The organism is Nisaea sp. (genome assembly GCF_017640745.1).
Taxonomy (GTDB): Bacteria; Pseudomonadota; Alphaproteobacteria; order Thalassobaculales; family Thalassobaculaceae; genus Nisaea.
The window spans coordinates 1-24123 of record NZ_JAEPQA010000033.1 but is presented as its reverse complement, the minus strand read 5'-3'; the positions used below and the strand labels follow the sequence as shown (position 1 = coordinate 24123).

Genomic DNA, 24123 nt, shown 5'->3' with positions numbered 1-24123 from the left:
ACGGAACGACAGCATAACCGGCTCGCGCGCGCACCGCACTTGAGGATCGGCTTTTCTCCTGCTCTGATGCGGCACGAATGAATCCGGCACTGGGGAGGAACCGAAATGCCCGGACTGAGCGATAGCGCGCGCGAGAAGCTGGCAACCGTCAGCTCCGCCACCCTGACGACCCTGCTGATGAAGCGCGGGCTCCGGAACCAGTGCATGCAGGGCGTGAGCCGCCTGACCACGCATGACCGCAATATGGTCGGCGAGGCCTTCACCCTGCGCAATATTCCGGCGCGCGAGGATATCGACGTGATCGCCGCCTATGACGATTACGATCACCCTCAGCGCAAGGCGATCGAGACCGTCCCGCCGGGCAAGATCCTCGTGATCGACGCGCGGCAGGACCCGACCGCAGCGACCGCCGGCAACATCCTGATGACCCGTCTCGAGGTGCGCGGCGTGGCCGGGTTCGTCTCAGACGGCGGCGTCCGCGATTCCAGCGAGATCGCCGAATACGATATCCCCTGCTACGTCTCCGGCCCGTCGGCGCCGACCAGCCTGATCAAGCATCATGCCGTCGCGGAGCTGAACACGCCGATCGGCTGCGGCGGCGTCGCGGTCTACCCGGACGACGTGCTCGTCGGCGATGACGAAGGTGTCGTCGTGATCCCGGCCCATCTCGCCGAGGAACTCGCCGACCTGGCTTTCGAGCAGGAGAAGATGGAAGCCTTCATCTCCCAGGAGGTCCGCAACGGTCGCCCGCTGCGCGGCACCTACCCGCCGGACGCCGACACCAAGGCGCGCTACGAGGAGTGGCGCAAGAAGCAGGAAAACTCGTGAGCGGCGACGGCTGCGACATCGATGCCGCGATCGCCGTGTATGACCAGCATGCACGGCAGCTCGCGGAGCAATGGTCGGCCTATGCCAACGAGTTCGATGAGTTCCTGGATTTTCACCGGCCGTTTCTGCCGGACGCCGGCGGTTCCGCCCTCGATATCGGGGCTGGATACGGCACGCACGCAAACGGTCTCGAAGGACTTGGCCTAGAAGTGGTCGCGGCCGAGCCGTCAGAAGGCATGCGTGCTGAAGGCCTCCGGCGGTTCCCGGACAGCAAGATACTCTGGCTGGACGACCGCCTGCCCTGGCTCGACAAGGTCGCGGCACTCGGCCGGCGCTTCGACTTCATGCTGATGAATTCGGTCTGGATGCATCTGCCGCCGGATTTCCGTGAGGACGGCATGGCAATGCTGGCGAGCCTGCTCGCGCCCGGCGGCCATTTCTCCGTCCTGCTGCGCCACGGTCCAGCACCGGAAGACCGGCCGATGCATGAGTCCGAAGCCGATCCCTTCCTTTCCCTCGCCAAACGGCACGGCTTCATCTGCCTCGAACGGGTCGCGCGGCCAGACGAGATGAACCGCCCCGGCGTCTCCTTTACCCGGCTCATCCTGAGCAATACCGGACAAGACTGATGACCTACGAAACCCTGCTCTTCTCGATCGACAACTCGATCGCCCGCATCACCCTCAACCGGCCGGAACGCATCAATGCGATCACCGCCGTCATGCATGAGGAATTGCGCGACGTATTTTCCCAGCTTGAGAAACCCGGCAGCGCGCGCTGCGTGATCATGACCGGCGCCGGGCGCGGCTTCTGTTCCGGCCAGGACCTGGCTGACCGCAAGGCGGTCGATCCGAGCGAACGGCGCGATCTCAGCCAGTCGATCCAGCAGAACTACAATCCGCTGGTCAAACGCATGGCGGCGCTGCCGATCCCGATCGTTGCCGCCGTGAACGGCGTCGCCGCAGGTGCGGGTGCAAGCCTCGCGCTTGCCGCCGACATCGTGCTCGCCGGCCACAACACCAAGTTCGTGCAGGCCTTCGTGAATATCGGCCTCGTCCCGGACGCCGGCGGCACCTATGTCCTGCCGCGCCGGGTCGGGCTCGCCAAGGCGCTCGGCATGGCCCTCACCGGCGCGCCGATAACCGGCAAGCAGGCCGCCGACTGGGGCCTGATCTGGAATTCCGTCGAGGATGACAGCCTCGCGGCGGAAGCCGAAGCCCTGGCGAAGACGCTGGCCGCCAAGCCTCCGATCGCGCTTGCCTCGATCAAGAAGATCATGCGCGCGTCATTGGAAAACAGCTTCGCGGAGCAGCTCGACCTCGAAGCCGAGTTCCAGCGCCATTGCGGCTATACGGACGACTACCAGGAAGGCATCGCCTCCTTCCTCGAGAAACGCGCGCCGGACTTCAAGGGCAAGTAGGAGCGGCTACATGAGCGTCATGATCTATCACAATCCCCGCTGCTCCAAATCGCGTCAGACCCTAGAACTGCTCCGCTCGAGGGGCATCGAGCCAGAGATCCGGGAATACCTGAAGACTCCACCAAGCGTCGGCGAGCTGAAAGAATTGCTGACACAGCTCGGACTTGAGCCCCGCGCCTTGATGCGGACGAAGGAGGCTCCCTACAAGGAGCTTGATCTCGGCAACGGAGACAAGATCCCCGACGACCTGATCCGGGCCATGTACGAGAACCCGATCCTGATCGAACGGCCGATCGTCGTCTCCGGCAAAAAGGCTGCGCTCGGGCGGCCGCCGGAAGCAGTGCTGGAAATCCTCTAGCTCAGGAACGCGCGACCCAGGCCGGGTTGCGCTCTTCCGGGGTCAATTCCCTCAGATGCGCCATCATGCAGGGCCGGCTGCCGCCGCAGGGCGGCTCGTCATGGACATGCACACAGGGCGAACAGGGCAGCTCGCTATAGTGAACCGCTTCGTCCGTTCCCGGCAGATCCTGCAGCAGCGTGTGCGGAGCGGTCGGCCCCCAGAAGGAGGTCGTCGGCACGCCGATCTGGCGGGCGATATGAAGCAGTCCGGTATCGATGCTCCAGAAGCGATCCATCTTCGCCATCTCGGCGGCCGTTTCTTTCAGGGGCCAGCGACCGCAGGCATTGTCCACCTCGATACCCGGCAAGGCCGCGCGGACCGCCGCCGCCATCTCCTCTCCTGCCACCCGGTCCGCCGGTCCGCCGAACAGAGTGAGTGCAATGTCGCGGCCGGTCATCTCCCGTGCCAGCAAGTCTCCCCATTCTCTGGCGCTGAACATGCGCTCAAGGGCGAGATCGGAACAGAAACAGGCGAGCCCTATCCTCTCGGGCCCACTGGTCACAGGGTTTCGCGCAGCAATCCCATTGGCCGCGAGGAACGCCTCATGGCTCTCGGCCGCAGCCGGCACCTCCGCTCCCAGTTCCCGCGCGATCTGCGCGTAGTGCATCGGCGCTGAACCGGCTCGGTTGAAATAGAAGAGATGCGTCGCGAGGCCTTTCCGCCAGTAGGCCGTGTCGAGATAGAAGCTGATCCTGTTCCGCGCCAGCGTCAGCAGGCAGAAGATGGTCGAGAGCCGGCTATAGACCTCGAGATCGATCATCGTGTCGCAGCGAAAGACGGCCCGGAGTGCCGTGAAACTGCTGCCAAGGAGCTTTACAAGCGAGCCACTGTCATCGACCGGGTGAATCTCGTCGAAAACACCAAGCAGTTCCGCGAAAGGACGTGTCGCGCCGGTGCAGACGAGGCGCAGCTTCTGCTCCGGATAGCTTTTCTTGAGTCCGAGCAGCGCCGGATAGGCAAGGACGAGACTTCCGCCCCCGAGCATCTTGAGGATCACGATGTCACCTTTCGGTCGAATGTCGTGATCCCGGTGCAGGAGGATACCAAGCAAACGCGCAAGCGGCTTCAGCAACAAAATTGCCAAACCGCCGGCGCACGCGTCCAGACGCTGTTTCGCGCGCAGTTTCAAAGCTCTGCGTCCCGTTCTCCAAGTGCGCCCGCTTCGGCGGCATAGGTCGCCAGCTTTTTCCGCTCCGGCGCCTGCACCAGGAAGGCTGCTCCTGACATGACGCCTCCGGTGAGTGACAGTCCGCCCCAGACGAGCGAGATGAGCAGCCCGGTCTCCGCCGGGATACCGACGAGCCCGAGGGCGAAGATCATGGCTCCTTCCCGGACCCCCCATCCCGCGATCGAGATAGGCACCGCAAGGGTGAGCAGAACCGGTAACGTCAGCCCGAGCATGGTAAAAAAGCCTATATCGGCACCCGCCGCCCGGGCGACCAGCCAGACGCAGGCTGCGGTCGAGAGCTGGGTCATCAGGCCGAAGACGGCGATGCGCAGGCTTGCCCCGCCTTCGGACCAGAGCAGGTTCGCATTCATCGCGATCGGCGCCAGCTTGCGCAGGAAGCGGATCCGGTCGAGCACGCGTGCAGCCGGACGCGCCAGCGCGAAGCCTGCCGGCATGACGAGCATTGCCGCGATCACCAGCATCACCAGAGAATCCGTCACCGGTCCGTCCGGCAGAATGGTCGCCAGATGCGGGAGCATCGCCGCGAGCAGCAGCACGAGGATCATGAGCGCCGCGACCCGGTCCAGCAGAACGGAGCAGACAGCCCTGCCCCATCCCTTGCCGCCACGTCCGGCGCTCCAGACGCGGTAAGCATCGCCGCCGAGAGCAGACGGCAGCATCTGGTTCAGGAACACGCCGACCAGATGGATCCGGATCACCTCGCGCGTTTCCAGCTCCAGCCCGATCAGCCGGAGAAGTTCACGCCAGCGCAGAGCGCCGAGCGGGTACTGCATCACCAGCACAACGAAGGCGATACAGAGAAGCACCGGGTCGAGTTCCGAAACAGCTTCGAAGAGCTGCGCGCGGTCTATCGATCCCAACACCCAGTAAAGCAGCCCGCCGCTGACCGCCAGCTTCACCAGAAGGATGCCGAGCGACCTGTTCACTGCGACACCGGGACGCGACGGCGCGCGGCTTTCTGGAAGCGCGACACGCTAGCGCCGGCACAATGCGGATCGAGGTCGAGGTCGAGACGAAGAGTTTCCACCCGCCCGGCATAAAGGACCATCGGGTCGGCGTCGAGAGGAACGACGTGCAAGCCGGACGAGAGGTCGAAATCGAGCGAACTGCCGCCATTCACGGAAACCCGGCCTTTTCCGGCCCCCTTGCCGCTTTCGCAGGCCAGTTCGAAGAGAAGGAAATCCGCATCCGCTCCAGGCACGATATCGAACCCTGCCCGCGTTCCAGACACAAGATAATGCCCTGGATCCGAAGCCTGTGTCCCCGCCCCCCCTTCGAACTCTGCGACATCCGATTGCAACGCGAACCAGGTTGTGTCCGCCGAGGCGCCCCATACCGACGGTAAGTTAGCCAGCGGCGGCGGCGCGAAGAGTCTGGTGAGAATGTCCTTTTGGCCCTCAGCCGAGAGAACCGGGACTGTCAGCCGGTCCGGGCGCACCGCAAAAACGAAAGGCTCGACGAAAACGATGTCATAGACGCCTTCCCGCAATTGATCGAAGACCCAGCTGGCCAGAAGCGGTGCCCTGAGCGGCAGGGTAAAGGGCCCGGCTCCGCTTGGCAGCGTACCGAGCAAGATGACCGGCGGCGGCGTCTCGCTCAGCCGTGCGACCGAGCGGCTCTGCATGCCTTCCGCGGGAAGCGTCAGGATGGCGCCGCTCTCGATCGGCACCGCACGCCCGGTATAGAAATATTGGGCGTTTGCATTCGAGAGATCGAGATAGGTCTCGTCCGCTTCGAGCCAGCCGTCGAGCGCGCGCTTCAAAGGCGCCATCCGCGTTACCAGCGCCTCCGGGACGATGGTGCGGCCAAGCGCTGGAAGGCCCAGCGCCGCACCGTCTACGGTAAGCTCGCCCGGCAGCACCGCGCGCGTCGCCTGCGGCAGCCGCAGAAGCTCCGTGACACTCAGCCTGTGTGCGAAAGCGGGGCCGAGCATGCCGAGTACCGCGACGAGCGCGACCACGATTCCTGACCGAAGATGCGCCGCCATGCTCCAGGCAAGCGGAATGCCTACGAGAGCGAGCGCAAACATCGAGAGCGCCCCTGTCCGAGACGGGCCTCCGGCATCGATGCGGCCGATCGTGTGAGGAATGACCAGCAGCATGAAGAGAGCCGCCGCCCCGGCAAAGACGGCGAGACGATCCTCGCGCACCAGCGCCGCAAGGTCCGCGCGGCCCCGCCACAGGCGCATCGCAGCGACGACCAGTAGCAACAGCATCGCCGGAAGCCAGAGATTGCGTGCAAGTTCCCAGAAAGCTCCGTTCACCGGCCAGTCGCGTGCCAGGCTGTGCGCCCAGTCGAGGCCGTGCACGGCGCCGTAGAGCGGCCGGTTCTCCAGCATGAAACGGATCTGCGCCAGGACGATCTCGCCCGGGCCGAACAGAAACATCCCCACGGCCAGCGCGGCAACGCCAAACGCCGCAAGAGCTAGCTTGCCTGGCGTTTGCCGCGCGCTGCTCCAGAGATGAATGAGCGCGAGCGGTGCACTGGCGATCACAGCCATCGCTCCGGGCCCAGGCGCGAGAAGCACGAGAGCGGTCCCGGCTGCGAGATAACACCAGAGCCATCGGACCGGATGCGATTGCAGGCTTCTTGCCGTCAGGAAAACCAGCCCGCAAAACACGCTGATGAAGATCGGGTAGCGCCCGGTCACAGGGAAGAGGAGAAGCGCGAGGAGCGCCGGTACCGGCCCGGAAAGCCGTCCGAGCGCGAGCGCCGCCGCTAGAGTCGAGGCCCCGCGCACAAGCTGCCGGGCCTGTTCGAAGCCAGCAAGCGTCCCGTCCAGCAGCAGGCCGTTGACCATCCCCGAGAGGTAATCGACGAGACCGTGGGACGGGCTGTAGTCGATATAGGGCAGCTTGCCGAAATCCGCCCATTGCTGCCACGGGATCAGCCACTCCCCGTGATGGTAGTAGTCGAGTGGGTTGTCCATGCCGTAGGACGTCGGGCGGCCGTCCGCGAAGAGAACGAGAACGGCGATCGCCGCGACACTCATGACGGGCAGATTAACGGCCGCGCGTCTCCAGCTCTGAACAAGCGCCGCATAGCCGAAGAGTGCCGCCAGTGCGGGAACCGCCAGAAAGGCTGCGGTCAGAGGCACCGTTCTTTCCCAAGGCAGTCCCGCAGCCGACGGCGGCAGGATCAAGGCAAAGAACGCAAGCGGCAGACCGAGCTGCGCGGCGGCGAAGATCCGTCCGAGGCCGCGCTCGGGGAGACGCCCCGAGAGCACCAGAAGCGCCACCAGATAGAACAGCAGAAACGCGGCCCCCGCCAAAATGCCGACGACCCGCCCGGACATCATCTCCGGCACCAGAAACAGCCGCGCGGCAGCCGTCGCCATGCAGATCGCCGACAGCGCCGCCAGAACAGGCGCGCCGACGGCGGCGGCGACCAAGTCGCGGTACCGGTTGTCGGCAAGACGTCCCAGCCGGACGGCAACCGTAGCGCCAATGAGGAGAAGGATCAGAACCGCGGACAGATAGAGCAGGCTGAGATCGGCGAAATACGGAGGACCTGAGAAAGGTTTCCCCAGGACCTGCGAGGCACACCATAAAACCGCAGGCAGCAGCGACCAGGTCAGATATTCACGGAAGGACGCGCGCGCCTCCGGATCGTCGGCAATCCGCGACCTCAAGACGGCCATCGCGGCAAGAGCGCCCAGCGTTCCCGCGGCGAATGCCCAAACGAGCAGGAAATCCCCGCCTTTCCCGGCACCGGAAAAGGTCAGTTCCCCGACAACCGGAGCCGGATGCGTCTCGGGCCCGCCGGCATGGAAATTCAGCGAGATGGCAGCGACGACCGCGCCAAGACAAAGAGATGCCGCCCACTCGCTCCAGTGAAACCCGAATTCGCCGTGGCGCCCGGTCCGCTCCATTGCACTCAGGCGTCCCGCTTGCTGACACCCGAGACAATCTCGAGCGCGACAAGCCCGGTGATCGTGTCGTCGTCGTCCGGGAGCACCTTAAACATTGCCGCATCCATGATCCGGTGCAGCGACTTGCGTTCATTCTCGTAGAGCCCGTTCACACCGGCATTGAGGAAATAGGTCCCCGCCGTCAGGTCGCAGGCAAATTCGAACTCGACGTCGATCTTCTCGCCCGCCGCGTAGTCCGGCAGCCCCCGTCGGAGGCTGTGCGTGGTGCGCCCGGCGAGCAGGACGCCCTGGATCGTCTTGATCATCATCGCACACATCACCTGCTCGCGCGCCTCGGAGAACGCGACGCTATAACGGAACGCGTAGTGCCGCCCGCGCACCAGAAGATTGACAGGCTTGCCATCCAGCGTCTCGACACGCGGGTTCTGGATCTCGGCCCCGAGGCTGACATAGGCGGTGCGGCTTTCCGGCACCATCTCCGCGTCGTGGGTCTCGGTTGCGTCCCGATGTTCCCGCACGTCCCTGCGAATCTCCTCGCGCACGGACTCGTATTGGTCCGCCGGTGCATGGGTGAGCTTGTGATAGCTCGAGATCACCGCTTTCGGATCGCCATCCATCAGCATCTCACCGCGGTCGAGCAGGACCGCCCGGTCGCAGAGCTGAGTAATCATGCCGGCCGCATGGCTGACGAAAAGGATCGTGGTACCGCGCCGCTTCAGCTCCTCGATGCGGGCGAAGCATTTGCGTTGAAAGCCCTCGTCACCGACCGCGAGCGCCTCATCGACGATAAAGATTTCCGGATCGACGCTGACCGTGACGGCGAATGCGAGGCGGACATACATGCCGCTCGAATAGGTCTCGACCGGCCGGTCGAGAAACTCGGCCAGCCCGGAAAAGGCAACGATATCGTCGAACCGGGCGTCGATCTCCTCCTTGGAGAGGCCCAGGATCGCGCCGTTCATGTAGATGTTCTCACGGCCCGTGGCGGATGGGTTGAAACCCGCCCCGAGTTCCAGCAGCGCGGACACCCGGCCATTCACGCTGACATGGCCTTCCGTGGCGGTCAGCAGCCCGGCGACGATCTGCAGCAGGGTCGACTTGCCGGATCCGTTGCGTCCGACAATGCCGACGGTCTCTCCCCGGTTCACCCGGAAGGAGACATGGTCGAGCGCGACGAAGGGCGTGAAATAGGTCCGCCGTCCGCGCAGCAGTGCCTGCTTCAGCCTGTCGAGGGGCTGGCGGTAGATATTGAAGACCTTGGTGATGCCGGAAATGTCGATGGCAAGTTCGCCCTCGTCTCCCGACCGGGTGACGGCATTGCCGTCCTGGATGCTCATGTCAGACCCTTCGGGCACGTCAGACGGCTCCTACATCACTTCCGAGAACCCGCGCTTGGTACGCAGGAACCACCAGGAGCCGATCCATAGAGCGGCAACGGCCACAACGGAATAAAGGCCAAGCCGTTCCCAATTCGGAAAATGTCCCCAGAGCAGGACATCGCGCGAGGCATCGACCGGGATTGTCAGCGGGTTGAGCAGTAGCCAGGGCCGAAGCGGCTCCGGCAGCATCTCCGGGGGAAACAGGATCGAGCTGCCGAACATCAGGATCGTCATCATGAATCCGAGCACCTGCCCGATATCCCGGATAAAAACCCCGAGAGACGCCACCAGCAGACCGAGCCCCGCCAGCATCACGACGAAAGGCAGCCAGACGAGCGGCAGCAGCAGTCCCGTCCAGTGCAAGGGGACCCCATAGCCAAGGATCACCGCGACCAGAACCGCGAGCGCCATAAAGGCATGAACCAGATTGCTCAACAGCGCCGCAACGGGAAGAATCTCCAGCGGGAACACCACCCGCTTCACGTAGTTCGGGTTTTCCAGCACGATCGACTGCGCGCGGAGCAGCGTCTCAGCCAGCAGAACATGCAACATCAGGCCGGAGAACAGAACGATGCCATACGGCACCTCCGACTGGCTCGGCGTGGCGCCGAAGCGGACCTTGAAGATCAGGCCGAAGACGAAGGAGTAGACCAGGATCATCACCAGCGGATTGATCAGCGGCCAGAGAAAGCCGAGCACGGTGTTCCGGTAGCGCGAGGCAAGCTCGCTGCGGACCATGCTCTTCAGGATAAACCCGTTGCTCCGCAGGCTGCCTGCCATGGCGAAAAGCGCGCCCGCAAAACTGACCGTCTTGGCCGGCCGGCCCGGAGCCGAGATGGCGCCGCCCATGGAATTCTCCCGGAATCAAACAACTGCCACGGACTGTTACACCAGATCGGCAGCCAACCGGAAGCTATTGTGCCTTTTTTGGCCTTCAGATCAGGCGTTCGGCGCGGCGAACATCGCCTCCATCTCGCGACGCACCTTGACCGCATCGTCATCCGAGTCGATATCCACGTCGGCCCATCGCAGCGGCGCGCCCTCCGGGATCGCCCGTTTCAGCTTCACATGCTGGGCAAGCCCGAGCGGCAGATACCCCTCGTCCAGGGAGTGCCGAGCGGGCGTCTGCTTGCCCCAGACGCAGAACCCTCCCTCGCCGTCCAGCACCTCGCCTTCCTTGAGATCGCGTTTCGCTGTCGCGACCACGTCCGAATTGAAGGTGACCGGCGAGCCCGTCGGTTCCTTTCTGAGCGCCGCGGAGGCAACCGATACCCCGAGTTCGAGACCGATCATATGGGTCGGGCGGTAGAGCGAGGCGAAGCGGAAGCTGCTGTCGGGCAGCATGTGATATTCCTCGAAACAGTAGCGCGCGTAATCGGTCTCCCCCTCAATCACGACAAAAGTTCCGTATTGCAGGTGCCCCGGGACCTCGCTGCCGTCACGGTTGAGCGAGGAGACGACCTCGGTCGTCCCGGAATGGGTCAGGGTGCCGCCGAACTCCGCCGGCTTGCAAACCTCCGCCAGGTCAAAGCGGGAGCATGGCGGAAAGGCGAGCCCGTCCGGCTGGGGCGTCAGCCCGGTCGCGTTGCAGACCGCGCTCATCTCGATGCCGGACTTGGTGCCGTCGAGGAAGCTGTTGAACATCTTTGGATTGAGGCGGCCGCGCTTCACCACTTCCAGGTCCCAGCCGAAGTGGTCCCAGACCGTCTCCGGCGTCGACTGGTGGAAGGTCGGCAGGTAGCGCGTGCCTTTGCCCGCCGAGACCACCTTGAAGCCACAGCTGCGCGCCCAATCGACATGTTCCGCGATCAGGGCCGGCTGGTCGCCCCAGGCAAGGCTGTAGACCACGCCCGCGAGCTCCGCCTTGCGTGCCAGAAGCGGCCCCGCGACCACGTCCGCCTCAACATTGACCATGACCACATGCAGGCCGTGGGAGATGGCGCTGAGACAGTGCCGGATGCCTGCGGCCGGATCGCCGGTCGCTTCGATCAGCACGTCGAGATCGCCATTGTTGATCAGGGCCGCGCTGTCCTCGGTGACGAAGGTGGAACGGTTCTTCTCCGCCTCCTCGAAGCTGGTGGCGGCAAAACGCTCCGTCTCCCAGCCGATATGGGACAGCGTTTCCTTCGCCCTTGCGACATTGAGGTCGGCGATGCCGACGACATGCACACCCTTGGTCAGCCGCGCTTGCGACAGATACATGGCGCCGAACTTGCCGCAGCCGATGATCCCGACCCGGACCGGGTCGCCGTCATTCTCCCGCTGCAGCAGCATCCGTGACAGATTCATCGCGTCCCTCCCCGGCCGCTTGATCCATTTGGACTCAGTTCAGTACGCGGATCGGCTTGCCCTCGTGCCAGGCTTTGATGTCCTCGACCATCTCGCCATAAAAGAGCCGATAGGTCTCTTCCGTGACATAGCCCATGTGCGGGGTCAGCAGGATGTTGTCGAGCTTGCGGATCGGATGGTCGGCCGGCAGCGGCTCCGGCTCGAAGACGTCGACGGCGGCGCCGGCGATCCGGTTGTTCTTCAGCGCATCGATCAGCGCCGCCTCGTCCACGATCGGACCGCGCGAGGTATTCACCAGCAGCGCCGTCGGCTTCATCATGGCGAGCGAGGCCGCGTCGATGGTGTGGCGCGAGCGGTCGCTCAGCACGATATGGAGGGTCACGATATCCGCCTCGCGCAGCAGGGCCTCCTTGCTGGCTGCCTTCCGCACGCCGACCTCGGCGCAGCGCTCCTCGGTCAGGTTGGGCGACCAGGCGACCACATCCATGCCGAACAGCTTGGCGATCTCGGAGACCTGGCTGCCGAGCTTGCCGAGACCGATGACGCCGAGGGTGCGGCCCATCAGATCGATGCCGATCCGGGTCTGCCATTTGCCTTCCCGCATCATGCGGTCGTCATGGGCGACCTGCCGGGCGAGCGCCATCAGCATGGCCCAGGTATGTTCCTTGGTGGTGTTGCCGCTGGTCGCGGTGCCGCAGACCGGGATGCCGCAGGCGCGCGCGGCGGCGAAATCGACCGAGTTGTTCCGCATCCCGCTGGTCACGAAAAGCTTAAGGTTCGGCAGGCGCTGGAAGATTTCGGCCGGAAACGGCGTCCGCTCCCGCATGGCGCAAACGATTTCGAAATCCTTCAGACGCTCCACCAACGCGTCGTGCTCGACGAGATTGTCCGTGAAGACGACCGTCTCGTAGCCCTCCGGCAGGCTTCCCCAGTCCGCCATCCGGAGGGAGACGTTGGCGTAATCGTCCAGAATCGCAATCTTCGGCATTTCCTCACCCGTCACATTAAGTGTTGATTCTAGTTATTTGTTTCACGGCCCTTTTATCGCCCGTTTCACAAACTATTTCAGTCGTTCTTCGGCTCCAGATCTAGAGAAGCCGAGTTGATGCAGTACCTGAGACCGGTCGGCTGCGGCCCATCCGGAAAGACGTGCCCGAGATGGGCGTCACATTTTGCGCAATGCACTTCCGTCCGCACCATGAAATGGCTGCGGTCCGTCTGGGTCTCGATATTCGCACCCTCGATCGGCTGGTAGAAACTCGGCCAACCGCAACCGGCATCGAACTTCGTCTCGCTCTCGAACAAGGGCTCGCCACAACAGACGCAGTTATAGACGCCCGGCGTGGACGTGTCGGCGTACTTGCCGGTGAACGGCCGCTCCGTCGCGTGCTTGCGGGTCACCTGGAACTGTTCGTCGGTCAGTTGCGCGCGCCACTCGGCGTCGCTTTTCACAATCTTGTCCATCAGGCCCTCCAATTGCTCGTCCGGGGCTGAGATTGTGCGGAAAGGCGCTGGGAGCAAGACACCTTTCCGCGATCCGCTACTAGCCCTTGCGGCGCTCCTCGACCACCACACCGCCATCGACAAGGGTCTGGATCTCGTCCGGTGCGAAACCGTGTGCTTCCAGGATCTCGCGTCCATGGGCACCGAATTTCGGCGGCACGGAGCGGACGGAACCAGGTGTTCGGGAGAATTTGATCGGAATGCCCCAGCCCTTGTACCAGTCCTTCTCGACCGCCATGTCGCGATGCTTCGTATGCTCGTGCGCCATGACGTCCGCCGTATCCCGGATCGGCCCGACGGGCACGCCTGCGCGCAGCAGACGGTCGCAGACTTCGTCGCGGTCGGCGGCGGAAAAGAGCTTTTCCAGCTCCTCGCGCAGGGCCGCGCGGTTCGCCAGCCGGTCCGCATTCGTCTTGAAACGCGGATCGGTGCCGAGTTCCGGCTTGCCGAGCTCAGCGGTCAGGCGCTGCCAAGCCCGGTCGTTGCCGCCGGCAATGAAAATATCGCCGCCCTTGGTCTCGAACTTGTCGTAGGGCGAGATGTTCGGATGCTGGTTGCCGGTGATGCCCGGCACCTTGCCCGAAAGCGAATAGTTGGCGACGTGCGGGTGCATCAGCGAGAGGCCGCAATCGTAGAGCGTCATGTCGATATACTGGCCGAGGCCGGAGCTGTGCCGCTCGAACAGCGCCATCATGATCGCATTCGCGGCATAGAGCCCGGTTCCCATATCGACCATCGGAATGCCGACGCGGGTCTGGTCGCCCGGGGTGGAGCCGTTGACGGAGAACCAGCCGGTCATCGCCTGGATGATGCCGTCATAGCCCGGAAAGCCGCCATAGGGTCCGCTGCCGCCGAAACCGGAGATCCGGCAATGGACCAGCTTCGGGAACTTCTCCTTCAAAACTTCCTCGTAGCCGAGGCCCCATTTCTCCATCGAACCCGGCTTGTAATTCTCGACCAGGACATCCGCATCCTCGAGGAGCCGCAGCAGCACCTGCTTGCCCTCCTCCTTGGAGAGATCGAGGCCAAGCGACTTCTTGTTACGGTTCACGCCAATGAAGTACGAGGCGTCGCCTTCATGGAACGGCGGGCCCCAGTCGCGCACCTCGTCGCCCTGCGGCGGCTCGATCTTAATGATTTCGGCGCCATGGTCACCCAGCATCTGGGTGCAATAGGGTCCGCCGAGAACCCGCGTGCAATCGACAATCTTGATGCCCTTGAGCGCGCCGGCCGATGCCGCAGTGCCACTCATTCCGTTACTCCCCATTCGATGGTCTGGTCCGGACGCGATCGGTCCGCTTTGATATTTAGGCCGCCTTGCCGAGGCCGAACACCTCGGCAGCGAAGGCGGGATAGATTTCCGCGAGCTGCTCTGCGACAGAGCCTCGGATAACGGCCAGCGTCTCTGCATCCGGCAGAGGCGTCTCCGGCACCTCCGCCGGCTCGTCATACTCGAAGCCGGTCTGCTCGCGAATCTCCTCGACGGTATGTCCCGGATGGACACTCGCAAGCCGGAACACGCCTTTTTCCCTGTCGAAGGAGAAGAGACAGCGGTCGGTGATCAGCGCATAGGGCCCACCCGGCCGGTAGACATGCGGCTCGGACGTTCCCGGCGCGCTAATGAAATCGACTTTCTCGACCAGCGTGCGCGGCGTGTGCTCGAGACGGAAGAGGATCACCCGCGGCACGGTGAAATACATGTAGGCCGAACCGAAGGAGCCCGGAAAACGGACTTTCGGGCGGTCCGGATCCCCAACGGAAACGAGATTGATGTTTGCCTGACCGTCGATCTGCGCACCACCAAGGAAGAAGGCGTCGATCCGCCCCTGTCCGGCGCAGTCGAAGAGCTCCTTGCCGCCGTCGGTGAAGAAATTGTTCTTCTCGCTGCCGAGCACGGAAACCCTCGTCTTTTCGGGATGCCGCGCCCGCGCCAGCATCGCCGCCGCCCCCGGTACGGGCGAGGACGCGCCGACCGCAATATGCGGCAGGCCGTCCAGCATCTCCGCAATCGCAGAGATCAGAATCTCCTCGGCGCGGATGTCTTTCAAATTGCTCACGTCCCTACTCCGCCGCCTCTTTGCTGTTCCCCGCCATATAATCGGCGAAGCCCTCCTCGGTGCGCGCCATCTCGACATAGCGCGCAAGTTCCGCCGCATCGGCGTCGTATCCGCCCGGAATGCCGAGCGGCCAGGCGCCGTTCTCCGCCTCCGCGAGCGCACCGACATAGAGGCCGGGAATGGTCCCGGCAGCGCGGACCGGATCGTCCAGCAGGTTGCCCTCAACGATCTTCTCCGCCGTCACCAAGCTGCTTTTCGCGGCATGCGCCATCAGCATCAGCTCGCGCCGCACGCCGACCCAGACATTGCCGTAGCGGTCCGCGAGCGGCGCATGGAACACGGCGAAATCCGGCTGGATCGCCTTCACCATCAGGATCGGGTCGCTCTCCTCGAAGGGATTGTCTGCGACGATCCAGTCGTCCCGCCGCTTCTCGAGGTCGGAGCCGATGACGCCGCGAAGCGGCATGAAGGGCACGCCCTTCTCCGCCGCCTGCAGGCCGGCATGGATCGCCGGACAGGTTCCGTCCAACATGCGGATCGAGGCCGACTTGATGGCGGCACCGAAGCGGGGTGCCAGGCCGAACTCGCCGAGCGTCACGGCCGCGGTCTCGACCGTCGCGACACAGCCGGCACCGATCAGCTGGTCCGCCTGAAAACCGAGGGCCGGCACGCCAATGATGTGCAGGCCCTTTACCCCGCGCGCAATGATCGCGCGGACGAGTGCCATGGCGCAGTAGGAATAGTCCGGCGGCAAGGCGATCTTCGCCTCGTCCGGCACCCGCGCCGCAAGCCCCTCGAGATCGAGGCGAATGGCGTCCATTATGCTTCCTCCGCTAAGTTTCCCGCATCCTACGCCAAACCGGCCGCCTGAAAAGCAACAAGCGGTCACGACATTCTTTCCGCCGACGCGGCGCCTTACCCCATCGACGGGCCGGTTCGCCCGTCCTATCCTCCGGCAAAACAAACGAATTCAGGCGTCCGGGAGGCTCGGGGTGAGCGAGATCTACGATTACATTGTTGTCGGAGCCGGTTCCGCCGGTTGCGTCGTCGCCAACCGGCTGTCGGCCGATCCGAGAAACAAGGTGTTGCTGCTTGAGGCCGGCGGCAAGGACCTCAACCCCTGGATTCACGTTCCCGTCGGCTATTACCGCACCATGTACCATCCGGATCTTTCGTGGGGCTACGAGACCGAGCCGGATCCGGGGGTGAACGACCGCGTCATGATCTGGCCGCGCGGGCGGGTACTCGGCGGCTCCAGCTCGATCAACGGGCTGCTCTATGTCCGCGGCCAACAGCAGGATTACGACCACTGGCGCCAGCTCGGCAACGAGGGCTGGGGCTGGCAGGACGTCCTGCCCTATTTCAAGAAATCCGAAAGCTTCGAGCGCGGGGAAAGTGAGCTGCGCGGCGGCTCCGGTCCGCTCTCGGTTTCCGACATCGCCGACCGGCGTCCGGTCTGCGAGGCTTTTCTCGACGCCTGCGAGGAAGTCGGGATCAAGCGCAACGAGGACTATAACGGCGCGGTTCAGGCCGGCGCCGGCTACTACCAGACGACCAGCCGCAACGGGCGGCGCTGCAGTGCCGCCGTCGCCTATCTGGACCCAATCCGGAGCCGCAAGAATCTCCGCATCGAGACCCGCGCCCTTGCTTCCTCGCTCGAGCTGAAGGACGGACGGGCGACAGGCATCCGTTATCTGCGCGACGGGATCGAATACCGGGCCGAGGCCGGCCGCGAGATCGTTCTCTGCGGCGGCGCCATCAACTCGCCGCAGCTCCTGCAGCTCTCCGGCGTCGGCCCCGCGGCGCATCTCCGCAGCGTCGGCATCCCGGTACAGCACGACCTGCCGGGCGTCGGCGACGATCTGCAGGATCATTTTCAGGTCCGGGCGATCTACGAGCTGGACGGTCTCGAATCCCTCAATACCGACGTCGGCAATCCGCTGAAGCGGATCATGATGGGCCTGCAATATGCGCTGACCCGCGAAGGCCCGCTGACAATCAGTGCCGGTCAGGTCTTCGTCTTCACCAAGACACGGGAGGAGCTTGAGACGCCGGACATCCAGTTCCATTTCATCCCGTTCAGCGCCGACAAGCCCGGACAGCTCCTGCATCCCTTCCCTGGCGTGACCTCCTCGATCTGCCAGCTCCGGCCGGAAAGCCGCGGCACCATCATGGTCAAGTCGGGCGATCCGCGGCAGTACCCGAGCATCAAGCCGAACTATCTCTCGACCGAAGGCGACCGGCAGACGATCCTCGCCGGCATGAAACTGAACCGGAAGATCTCCCAGTCGCCGGCGTTCAGGAAGTATCTGAAGAAAGAGTACGAGCCCGGTCTCGACCGGACGGACGACGAGTCCCTGCTTGCCTATGCCCGCGAGAAAGGCGGCACGATCTTCCACCCGACCAGCACCTGCCGCATGGGCAGCGACCCGAAAGCCGTGGTCGATGCTCGCCTCCGGGTCCACGGCATCGGTGGCCTGCGCGTCGCGGACTGTTCGATCATGCCGACGGTCGTCTCCGGGAACACCAACGCCCCGGCCATGATGATCGGCGAGAAGGCCGCCGACATGATCCTGGAGGACAACCGGGGCCGATGACGGCAACAGCCTCATCTCCGAGGCTCGCCGATGCCAAATCGGCCTTGGACAGGGGCGACCCCGCAACCGCCGCTGAAGTCGCGCGCGCGGTCGCCAATGCCAGCGGGCACCCGGCGGAGATCGCCCAAGCGCTTCATTTCGCCGGCTTGATGGAACTCGAAGCCTCGCGAGGGGCGCCAGCTTTCCAACTGATCCGCAAGGCACTCGCGATTGCCCCGGAGCGCGCGAGCGCCTACGCGAACCTCGCGCAGATAGCCGGCATATCGGACAATCCGGTACGGTTGGCGCGGATCGCACTCTGCTCCGCTCCCCGGTCGGAAGGCGCCTGGTCCGCCTACGCAATCGCCAGCGCGGAAGCCGCGCGGTTCGCCCGCGCCAATCGCCGGTTCGAGACCGCGATCCGGCATTCGCGTCGAGCCATCATGTTGCGCCCGGACTATGCCGAGGCCCTGCAAGGTTTCAACCTGGATAGCCGCTGGCTGTGCCGGATGGACGATCCCGGCTGCCGATTCGATCGGATCGCCCGTCTGGTCGCGCGCATCCGAGTGGTGCCCGGCCACCCCCTGACGCTTCTGGCCCCGCACGCGACACCGGCGGATCAGCGCCGGGCTGCGGAAAAAATCGTCCGCTCTCTGCCCACCTCTAAGTTGCGGCCCAGACTCTCGGGAGAGTCCAGGGCAAAGATCCGCGTCGGGTATGTCTGCAGTTACCTGAAAGATCACGCGATGGCCGAAGCCTTGCCCGAGCTGCTTGGGTGCCACGACAGGGAACGGTTCAGAGTCCGTGTCTACGCAACGCCGAATGGCGACGGCGACTCTGCCTGGAATGAAGCCATTCAAACGGCGGCCGGAGACATCGTCGATCTGGGCGGGTTATCGCCGGAGGACCAGGCAAAACAGATTCGGAATGACGGCATTGAGATTCTCGCCGATCTTGACGGCTTTCTGGCAGATCGGCCTCTCGGACTGCTGTCCCATCGACCGGCCCCCATCCTGGTCAATTACTTTGGTTTTCCCGGAACATGCGGCGGTCTGCACGATTACATCGTCGGCGACGGCCGCTTGATCCGCCAATCGGACACGGTCAACTACAGTGAGCGCATCGTCCGCCTTCCTCATTGCTACATGCCGTTCGACGGGACACGCCAGATTCCGCCTCCGCCAAGCCGCAAGAGCGCCGGGCTGCCGGAAGACGCACTGGTCTTCCTCGGCTTCCACAGCCAGAACAAGATTGCAGCAGACGCCTTCGCGGCCTGGATGGTTTGCCTTCGGGAGGTTCCTGGAAGCGTCCTCTGGATGCTCGACCATGGCGCGCTCTGCCGGACAAACATCCGGGCCGCCGCGCACGCCGCCGGGGTCGCACCGGAGCGGATCGTGTTTGCGTCGAAGGCCCCGGCCCGAGAGCATGTCGCCCGGCTCGCGCTCGCGGATCTCTATCTAGACAGTACTTGGTTCAATGCCCACACAACCGGCGCTGACGCCCTCTGGCGCGGGGTTCCCGTCATCACCGTCGCCGGAGACACCTTCGCGGCACGTGTCGGCGCTTCGCTTCTGACGGCCGCAGGTCTGCCCGATCTGATTGCAAGCACTCCGGAGGAACAGGCCGGCATTGCCATCGCCCTTGCCCGAGCTCCGAAACGGCTTTCCGCACTGCGCCTCCATCTCGAACGCGCCCGGAAAGCCGCCCCCCTGTTCGATATGCGGACCTACACTGCCGCGCTGGAGCGCGCCTATCTCGAGATGATCGCGCGCGCCCGCATGAACCTTCCTCCCGCCGACATCACGATCTCTCCCTGACGGAGCTGTCTCATGGATTTCACCGAAGATTCGGTCCTCGACGCCGTGCGCGAAACGGTCAACCGCGTGTACGAAACCGAAATCGCTCCCAACTTCGCCGCCTACGAGGCCTCCGGCGAATTCCCCTACCCGATCATCCAGGCGATGGGCGATGCCGGGCTGTTCGGCGCCGCCTTTCCGGAGGAGTTCGGCGGCACCGCGATCGGTTTCTCCGCCGTCGGGGTCATCGCGGAGGAGATCTCCCGGCTTTCGCCCGGTTTCGGATATGCGATGAACATGCAGGCGATGACCTGTCCCTTCACGATCTTCAATTGGGGCACGCCGGAACAGGCGCGGAAATACGTTCCCGAACTGATTTCCGGACGCAAGATCGGCATGTTCGCCCTGACCGAACCCGGCGGAGGCTCCGACCCGGGAGGCGCCATGCGGACCACGGCGCGGCGGGACGGCGACAGCTATGTCCTCAACGGCTCGAAGATCTGGATCACCTTCTCCAACGCCGCGGATATCGGCGTGCTGTTCGCGAAAACCGATCCCGATGCCGGCAAGCGCGGGATCTCTGCCTTTATCGTCGAACCCAAGAGTGTGCCCGGGTATAGCGCGAAACCGATCGACATGCGGCCGCTCTCGAACTGCCTGCGCTCCTGCGAGGTGTTTCTCGACGATTTCCGGGTTCCGGCGGAAAACCGCCTCGGCGCCGAAGGGGACGGCCTGAAGATCGCACTGAACGCCCTCGAATACGGACGGTTGACGGTATCGGGCCGGCTCGTCGGTCTCGCCCAGGCCTGTTTCGACGAGACCCTGCGCTATGCCCGGGAACGCGAGGTCGGCGGACAGGCCATCGGCCACTACCAGATGATCCAGCATCCCATCGCCGATGTCGCCGTCGGGATCGACGCGGCCCGGCTCATGCTGCGGCGCATGGCCTGGCTCATGGACAGGGGGGAGCGCTCGACACGCGCCGCAGCCCGCGCGAAATATCTCGCGTCCGAGGTCGCGCAGAAGGCCGCACAGACCGCACGCGACACCTTCGCAGCCTATGCCCTGGCAGAGGAATATCCGATCAACACGCTGACCGCCTATGTCAACATGTTGACCGTCGGCGAAGGCACGCCAAACGTCCAGCGCGTGCTGATCGCGGAGGACGCGCTCGGTTTCAAGAACGCCAACCGGCACCCGGTGATGAATCCACTCCGGCGCACCACCGGATAGCAAAAAGGCCGCCTCGCGGCGGCCTTTCTTCTACGTTCCGGAAGAGAACGTTCAGAGTTTTTCGACGTTCACGCCTCTTCTACGTTCCGGAAGAGAACGTTCAGAGTTTTTCGACGTTCACGCCGACGGTAATCGCGCCGATCGGGGAACCGCCGTCGCTGATGGTTGCGGAAAGCTGCGACTGGAACGCCCCCGAGCTCTCGTCGAACTCGACCTCGTCGATAAAGACGGCATCCGCACCGGCGCCGAAAGTCTTCTGGTGCTTGCCTTCATCGCCCTGCATGTAATCGGACGTGGTGTCGCTCATGCCGACATTGAGGCCCTTCGCGTCCATGATGAAGATTTCGGCGATCTTGCCGCCTGCTTCGTCTTTCTTGCCCTTGAGCCAGGCCGACAGCGAATTGCCCGCGACCTTGTTCACCAGATCACCGCCGCCGGCTTTCGCCTCCGCGCGCCACTGCTTGTCGAGCGCATCGATCTTCGCGGCATCGTAGCCCGACGTTTCACCGTTCTGCGCCTTGATGGCGGCAATCACGGCCGGATCCGAAAGCCATGCCTTCACGGTGCTCTCGTAGAAGGCCTTGATCTGCGGCTCGAAATCGTTCGCCCGCGCATCAGGCGCAAGAACGAAAAGCGATACCGCAAGTGTTAGAACCTTAAACACTGTCTTCATGGGAACCTCCTCCTAAGCTGCCCACAATATCCCACACGAATAATGTAAAAATTTTATTAATGACAATTTGACCCACATTGTTAACGTCATTTTAAGTAATAAACAAAAATATTCTGTATATTGAAAGGCAACATAACGACCGAGCTGGAGCACGCCATGCGTATAGGATTTCGGATCGCCGCCGGGTTCGCAGTGACATTGTTCATCGCTGCCGGTGTCGGGCTGATCGGCTATTTCGGCCTCACCCGATACGACAAGGACATCACGCTCACGCTCAATCTGCTCGATGCCGTCGACACCTTCGGGCAAGGAAACGCCCAGGCGAAGCTCTACGCGATGAGCCGTGCCCCATCGTATTACGAGGTTGCCATAACACAGACCCGGGCCGCCGAAACGAAGCTCGCCGCGATGGTCGCTCAGGGCGCAAGCGACCCGGCACTGCTGGAGATCAATACGGAACTCGGAACCTACGATGCGAAACTCGAAGAGCTTTATGCGGTAAATACCGAAACAGCAGATCTGACCGCGGCGATGCAGGCCGCGGCCGTGGAAATCAAGGACGTTTCCGAAAAACTGAGTACCGCCGCCAACGAGATCTACAAGGCAAACGGCGAAATCGAAGACGATGCGGAAGCCATTCGCGACAGCAGTATCGCCGTCATGAGCGCCGCCAATACACTCCTTGCGGATAGCAACGCCATTCGCGCGTCTGAAGCGGCGTACCGTCTGGAGCGCACCGAAGAGAACCGCACCGCTCTCGAAGCCGGAACCAAGAGCCTTTTTCTAGGCGCCCTCTCGCTTCGCAAGGCCGCGCAAGGCACTCCGGCCGAAGCAGGAGCCAGCAAGGTCGCCCAGATCACTGTCAATTACAGAAAGCAGTTCTCCGCCCTCATCTCAGCTATTCAGGACGGATCGGGCGACGTGGATAGCCTGTTCACATCCCTCACCGAGAGCAGCGTCGCTCTCGGCGCGGAAGCCGCGGCAATCGTGAAAGACCGCAAACAGGCGCTCGCCGACGCGAATGCAGCCTATGAGGAAGCCTCGCAGAAAGGCGTTGCGGCGACGAATGCCCGTATCGCCGCACTCGAGATGCTGATCGCGGCAGACGAGATGGCTGCTGAGACGCGCCTATTCATTGCGGAAACCGAGGCCGAGAAGCGTGAGATGGCGAAAGAGAACATCTCCGGCTACGTCTCGGTCGTGTTCTCGAAGGCGCTGGTCGTCAAGAAAGGCCTTCCCGGAGAATATGGCGACCTTGCCCTTCAGGCTGCCAAGGCGGCGAAGAGTTTTCGCGAAAGGATCGACATTGTCGGCGAAGCCTTGATCAAACAGGCCCAGATCGAAGCCGAGATGAACAGCGTCGAGGAGAGAAACGCCTCCCTGACGGCCAGCTTCAAGGATCAGAAGATCAGCGACTTGCGGGTCTTGAAGGAACAGTCGCTGCAATCGATCCTGATCGGCACCGCCGGAGGCGTCGCCCTCGGGTTCATTCTCGCCTTCCTGATCGCACGCAGCATCGTGCGGCCGATCTCCGTCATCACCGGGTCGATGAACGGCCTGGCGGACGGCGATCTTGAGAGCGAGATCCCGATGACCGATCGGAAGGACGAGATCGCCCAGATGGCGAAGGCGGTTCAGATCTTCAAGGACAACGCGAACGAGATGAAACGGCTCGAACGCGAGCAGCAGGAGATCGAACGCCGTTCTACGGAGGAAAAGCGCAAGGAAATGGCCGCCCTGGCGGACAGTTTCGAGCAGTCGGTGAAGTCCATCGCCCAGCGCGTCGCGGATGCCGGCGGCACGATGGAAGGTTCCGCCTCGGAAGTAACCAGCGCGATCTCCAGGACGCACGATCAGGCCGCCGCCGTGGCCGCCGCCTCGACACAGGCGAGCGCAAACGTGCAGACGGTCGCCGCGGCGACGTCCGAACTGACATCGTCCATCCAGGAGATCAGCCGCCAGATCGCAGTCTCGAACGAGAAATCGCGGGATGCGTCAAACCGCGCCGGACAGTCGGTCGAACTCATGCACGGTCTGCGCAAGGCAGTCGACGAGATCACCGAAGTTGTGCAGCTCATTCAGGACATCGCTGAGCAGACCAACCTTCTGGCCCTCAATGCGACGATCGAGGCCGCCCGTGCCGGCGACGCCGGCAAGGGCTTCGCGGTGGTCGCCTCGGAGGTGAAGAACCTTGCCAACCAGACGGCTCAGGCGACCGAGCGGGTCTCCGAACGGGTCAGTGCGATCCAGCGGGAAACCGACAATGCCTCGCTGAATATGGAAGAGGTTTCCAAGGTCATCGAGGAACTCGGTGAAATCTCCGCCAGCATCGCGGCGGCGATGGAGGAACAGACTTCCGCGACCCAGGAGATCGCCAGAAACATCGAGGAAGCGAGCATGAGCGCCGACGATGTCGCGCGGAATATCGAGGGGGTCAACGAGAGCGCCCAGATATCCGGCGGCGCGGCCGACGCGGTCAGCGGCCGGGCCCGGGAGCTCACCCAGCAGATCGAGAGCCTCAACCGTCAGGTCGAGGACTTCCTTTCCCAGGTACGCAGCAAATAACGGCCCTCAAGCACGATTGCCGGCGCCGACCGTCCAGAACAGGCCGGCGCCGGCAATCGCAGCCGCCGTGCAGACCGCAAAGCCGATCCCGTATCCGCCGCTCAGATCGAACAGAAATCCCGAAGAGAACGCACCAAAAGCGGCCCCGATCCCCTGGCCGAAATTCGCCGCGCCGAGAATCGCTCCGATCCCGGAGCCGGAAAAGCGCCGCGCCATCAGCGTCGTGATGATCGGCCCCCTCGCCCCCATGCTGAGTCCGAAACAGACGATATAGATCAACAGCAGGATCCCCGTGCCGTCCGACGGCAGCAGGTAAAGCGCACCGATGGCGATCACCGTCAGCC

21 protein-coding genes are annotated in these 24123 nt (G+C 63.7%); 8 read left to right on the top strand and 13 right to left on the bottom strand.

Features of this window, described 5'->3' with window-relative positions; translation table 11 throughout:
* Positions 1–105 precede the first annotated feature (105 nt).
* From JJ959_RS18705 to arsC, 4 genes are read left to right on the top strand one after another with little or no spacing between them, the layout of a single operon-like run.
* Entirely contained in the window at positions 106–828 is a 723-nt protein-coding gene (locus JJ959_RS18705; protein ID WP_292887152.1) for a ribonuclease activity regulator RraA, read from the top strand.
* Positions 825–1457 (top strand): methyltransferase domain-containing protein, encoded by a 633-nt coding sequence (locus JJ959_RS18700; RefSeq protein WP_292887149.1) that lies wholly within the window; start codon positions 825–827, stop codon positions 1455–1457. The genes JJ959_RS18705 and JJ959_RS18700 overlap by 4 nt, the downstream gene beginning before the upstream one ends.
* Positions 1457–2248, top strand: a complete 792-nt coding sequence (gene paaG, locus JJ959_RS18695; protein ID WP_292887146.1) for a 2-(1,2-epoxy-1,2-dihydrophenyl)acetyl-CoA isomerase PaaG — start codon at positions 1457–1459, stop codon at positions 2246–2248. The genes JJ959_RS18700 and paaG overlap by 1 nt, the downstream gene beginning before the upstream one ends.
* A gap of 10 nt (positions 2249–2258) precedes the next feature.
* Positions 2259–2606: an arsenate reductase (glutaredoxin) gene (gene arsC, locus JJ959_RS18690; RefSeq protein WP_292887144.1), complete on the top strand. Its 348-nt coding sequence runs from the start codon at positions 2259–2261 to the stop codon at positions 2604–2606.
* A 1-nt stretch (position 2607) separates the two neighbouring features.
* Here the strand turns inward: arsC and JJ959_RS18685 are convergent, their stop codons facing one another.
* The 11 genes from JJ959_RS18685 to JJ959_RS18635 form a co-directional block, all read right to left on the bottom strand.
* The gene (locus JJ959_RS18685) at positions 2608–3720 is read right to left on the bottom strand and encodes a glycosyltransferase family 9 protein (RefSeq protein WP_292887141.1); all 1113 of its coding nucleotides are present in this window, start codon (positions 3718–3720) and stop codon (positions 2608–2610) included.
* A gap of 53 nt (positions 3721–3773) precedes the next feature.
* Positions 3774–4763, bottom strand: a complete 990-nt coding sequence (locus tag JJ959_RS18680; RefSeq protein WP_292887138.1) for a lysylphosphatidylglycerol synthase transmembrane domain-containing protein — start codon at positions 4761–4763, stop codon at positions 3774–3776.
* Positions 4760–7708, bottom strand: coding sequence for a hypothetical protein (locus tag JJ959_RS18675; protein ID WP_292887135.1), 2949 nt, complete (start codon positions 7706–7708; stop codon positions 4760–4762). The genes JJ959_RS18680 and JJ959_RS18675 overlap by 4 nt, the downstream gene beginning before the upstream one ends.
* A 5-nt stretch (positions 7709–7713) precedes the next feature.
* Entirely contained in the window at positions 7714–9063 is a 1350-nt protein-coding gene (locus JJ959_RS18670; protein ID WP_292887133.1) for an ABC transporter ATP-binding protein, read from the bottom strand.
* Between the two features lie 12 nt (positions 9064–9075).
* Positions 9076–9936, bottom strand: coding sequence for an ABC transporter permease (locus tag JJ959_RS18665; RefSeq protein WP_292887130.1), 861 nt, complete (start codon positions 9934–9936; stop codon positions 9076–9078).
* A gap of 90 nt (positions 9937–10026) precedes the next feature.
* On the bottom strand, positions 10027–11376 hold the full coding sequence (locus tag JJ959_RS18660; RefSeq protein WP_292887127.1) for a Gfo/Idh/MocA family oxidoreductase: 1350 nt from the start codon (positions 11374–11376) through the stop codon (positions 10027–10029).
* 34 nt (positions 11377–11410) lie between these two features.
* Entirely contained in the window at positions 11411–12364 is a 954-nt protein-coding gene (locus JJ959_RS18655; RefSeq protein WP_292887125.1) for a D-2-hydroxyacid dehydrogenase family protein, read from the bottom strand.
* Positions 12365–12441: 77 nt separating this feature from the next.
* Positions 12442–12840 carry a peptide-methionine (R)-S-oxide reductase MsrB gene (gene msrB, locus JJ959_RS18650; protein ID WP_292887122.1) on the bottom strand — a complete coding sequence of 133 codons (399 nt, stop codon included), beginning with the start codon at positions 12838–12840 and terminating at the stop codon, positions 12442–12444.
* A gap of 79 nt (positions 12841–12919) precedes the next feature.
* Positions 12920–14131, bottom strand: coding sequence for a CoA transferase (locus JJ959_RS18645; RefSeq protein WP_292887120.1), 1212 nt, complete (start codon positions 14129–14131; stop codon positions 12920–12922).
* A 55-nt stretch (positions 14132–14186) separates the two neighbouring features.
* Positions 14187–14936 (bottom strand): CoA-transferase, encoded by a 750-nt coding sequence (locus JJ959_RS18640; RefSeq protein WP_292887117.1) that lies wholly within the window; start codon positions 14934–14936, stop codon positions 14187–14189.
* 4 nt (positions 14937–14940) lie between these two features.
* A complete protein-coding gene (locus JJ959_RS18635; RefSeq protein ID WP_292887114.1) occupies positions 14941–15756 on the bottom strand; it encodes a CoA-transferase in 816 nt (271 codons plus the stop codon).
* Positions 15757–15928: 172 nt separating this feature from the next.
* On the opposite strand from JJ959_RS18635, the gene JJ959_RS18630 reads away from it, so the two are divergent.
* Genes JJ959_RS18630 through JJ959_RS18620 form a run of 3 tightly spaced genes read left to right on the top strand, consistent with a single transcriptional unit; the run spans position 15929 to position 20541 of the window.
* Positions 15929–17533: a choline dehydrogenase gene (locus JJ959_RS18630; protein WP_292887112.1), complete on the top strand. Its 1605-nt coding sequence runs from the start codon at positions 15929–15931 to the stop codon at positions 17531–17533.
* The gene (locus tag JJ959_RS18625; protein WP_292887110.1) at positions 17530–19329 is read left to right on the top strand and encodes a hypothetical protein; all 1800 of its coding nucleotides are present in this window, start codon (positions 17530–17532) and stop codon (positions 19327–19329) included. Before JJ959_RS18630 ends, JJ959_RS18625 begins: the two co-directional genes overlap by 4 nt.
* A 12-nt stretch (positions 19330–19341) precedes the next feature.
* Positions 19342–20541 (top strand): acyl-CoA dehydrogenase family protein, encoded by a 1200-nt coding sequence (locus JJ959_RS18620; RefSeq protein ID WP_292887107.1) that lies wholly within the window; start codon positions 19342–19344, stop codon positions 20539–20541.
* 100 nt (positions 20542–20641) lie between these two features.
* Here JJ959_RS18620 and JJ959_RS18615 read toward each other — a convergent pair whose 3' ends face one another.
* Positions 20642–21214, bottom strand: coding sequence for a hypothetical protein (locus JJ959_RS18615; protein ID WP_292887104.1), 573 nt, complete (start codon positions 21212–21214; stop codon positions 20642–20644).
* 156 nt (positions 21215–21370) lie between these two features.
* Here JJ959_RS18615 and JJ959_RS18610 point away from each other — a divergent pair, with 156 nt between their 5' ends.
* The gene (locus JJ959_RS18610; RefSeq protein ID WP_292887102.1) at positions 21371–23779 is read left to right on the top strand and encodes a methyl-accepting chemotaxis protein; all 2409 of its coding nucleotides are present in this window, start codon (positions 21371–21373) and stop codon (positions 23777–23779) included.
* A 6-nt stretch (positions 23780–23785) separates the two neighbouring features.
* On the opposite strand, the gene JJ959_RS18605 is transcribed toward JJ959_RS18610, so the two are convergent.
* A partial coding sequence (locus JJ959_RS18605; RefSeq protein ID WP_292887099.1) for a hypothetical protein occupies positions 23786–24123 on the bottom strand: 338 nt, incomplete at its 5' end.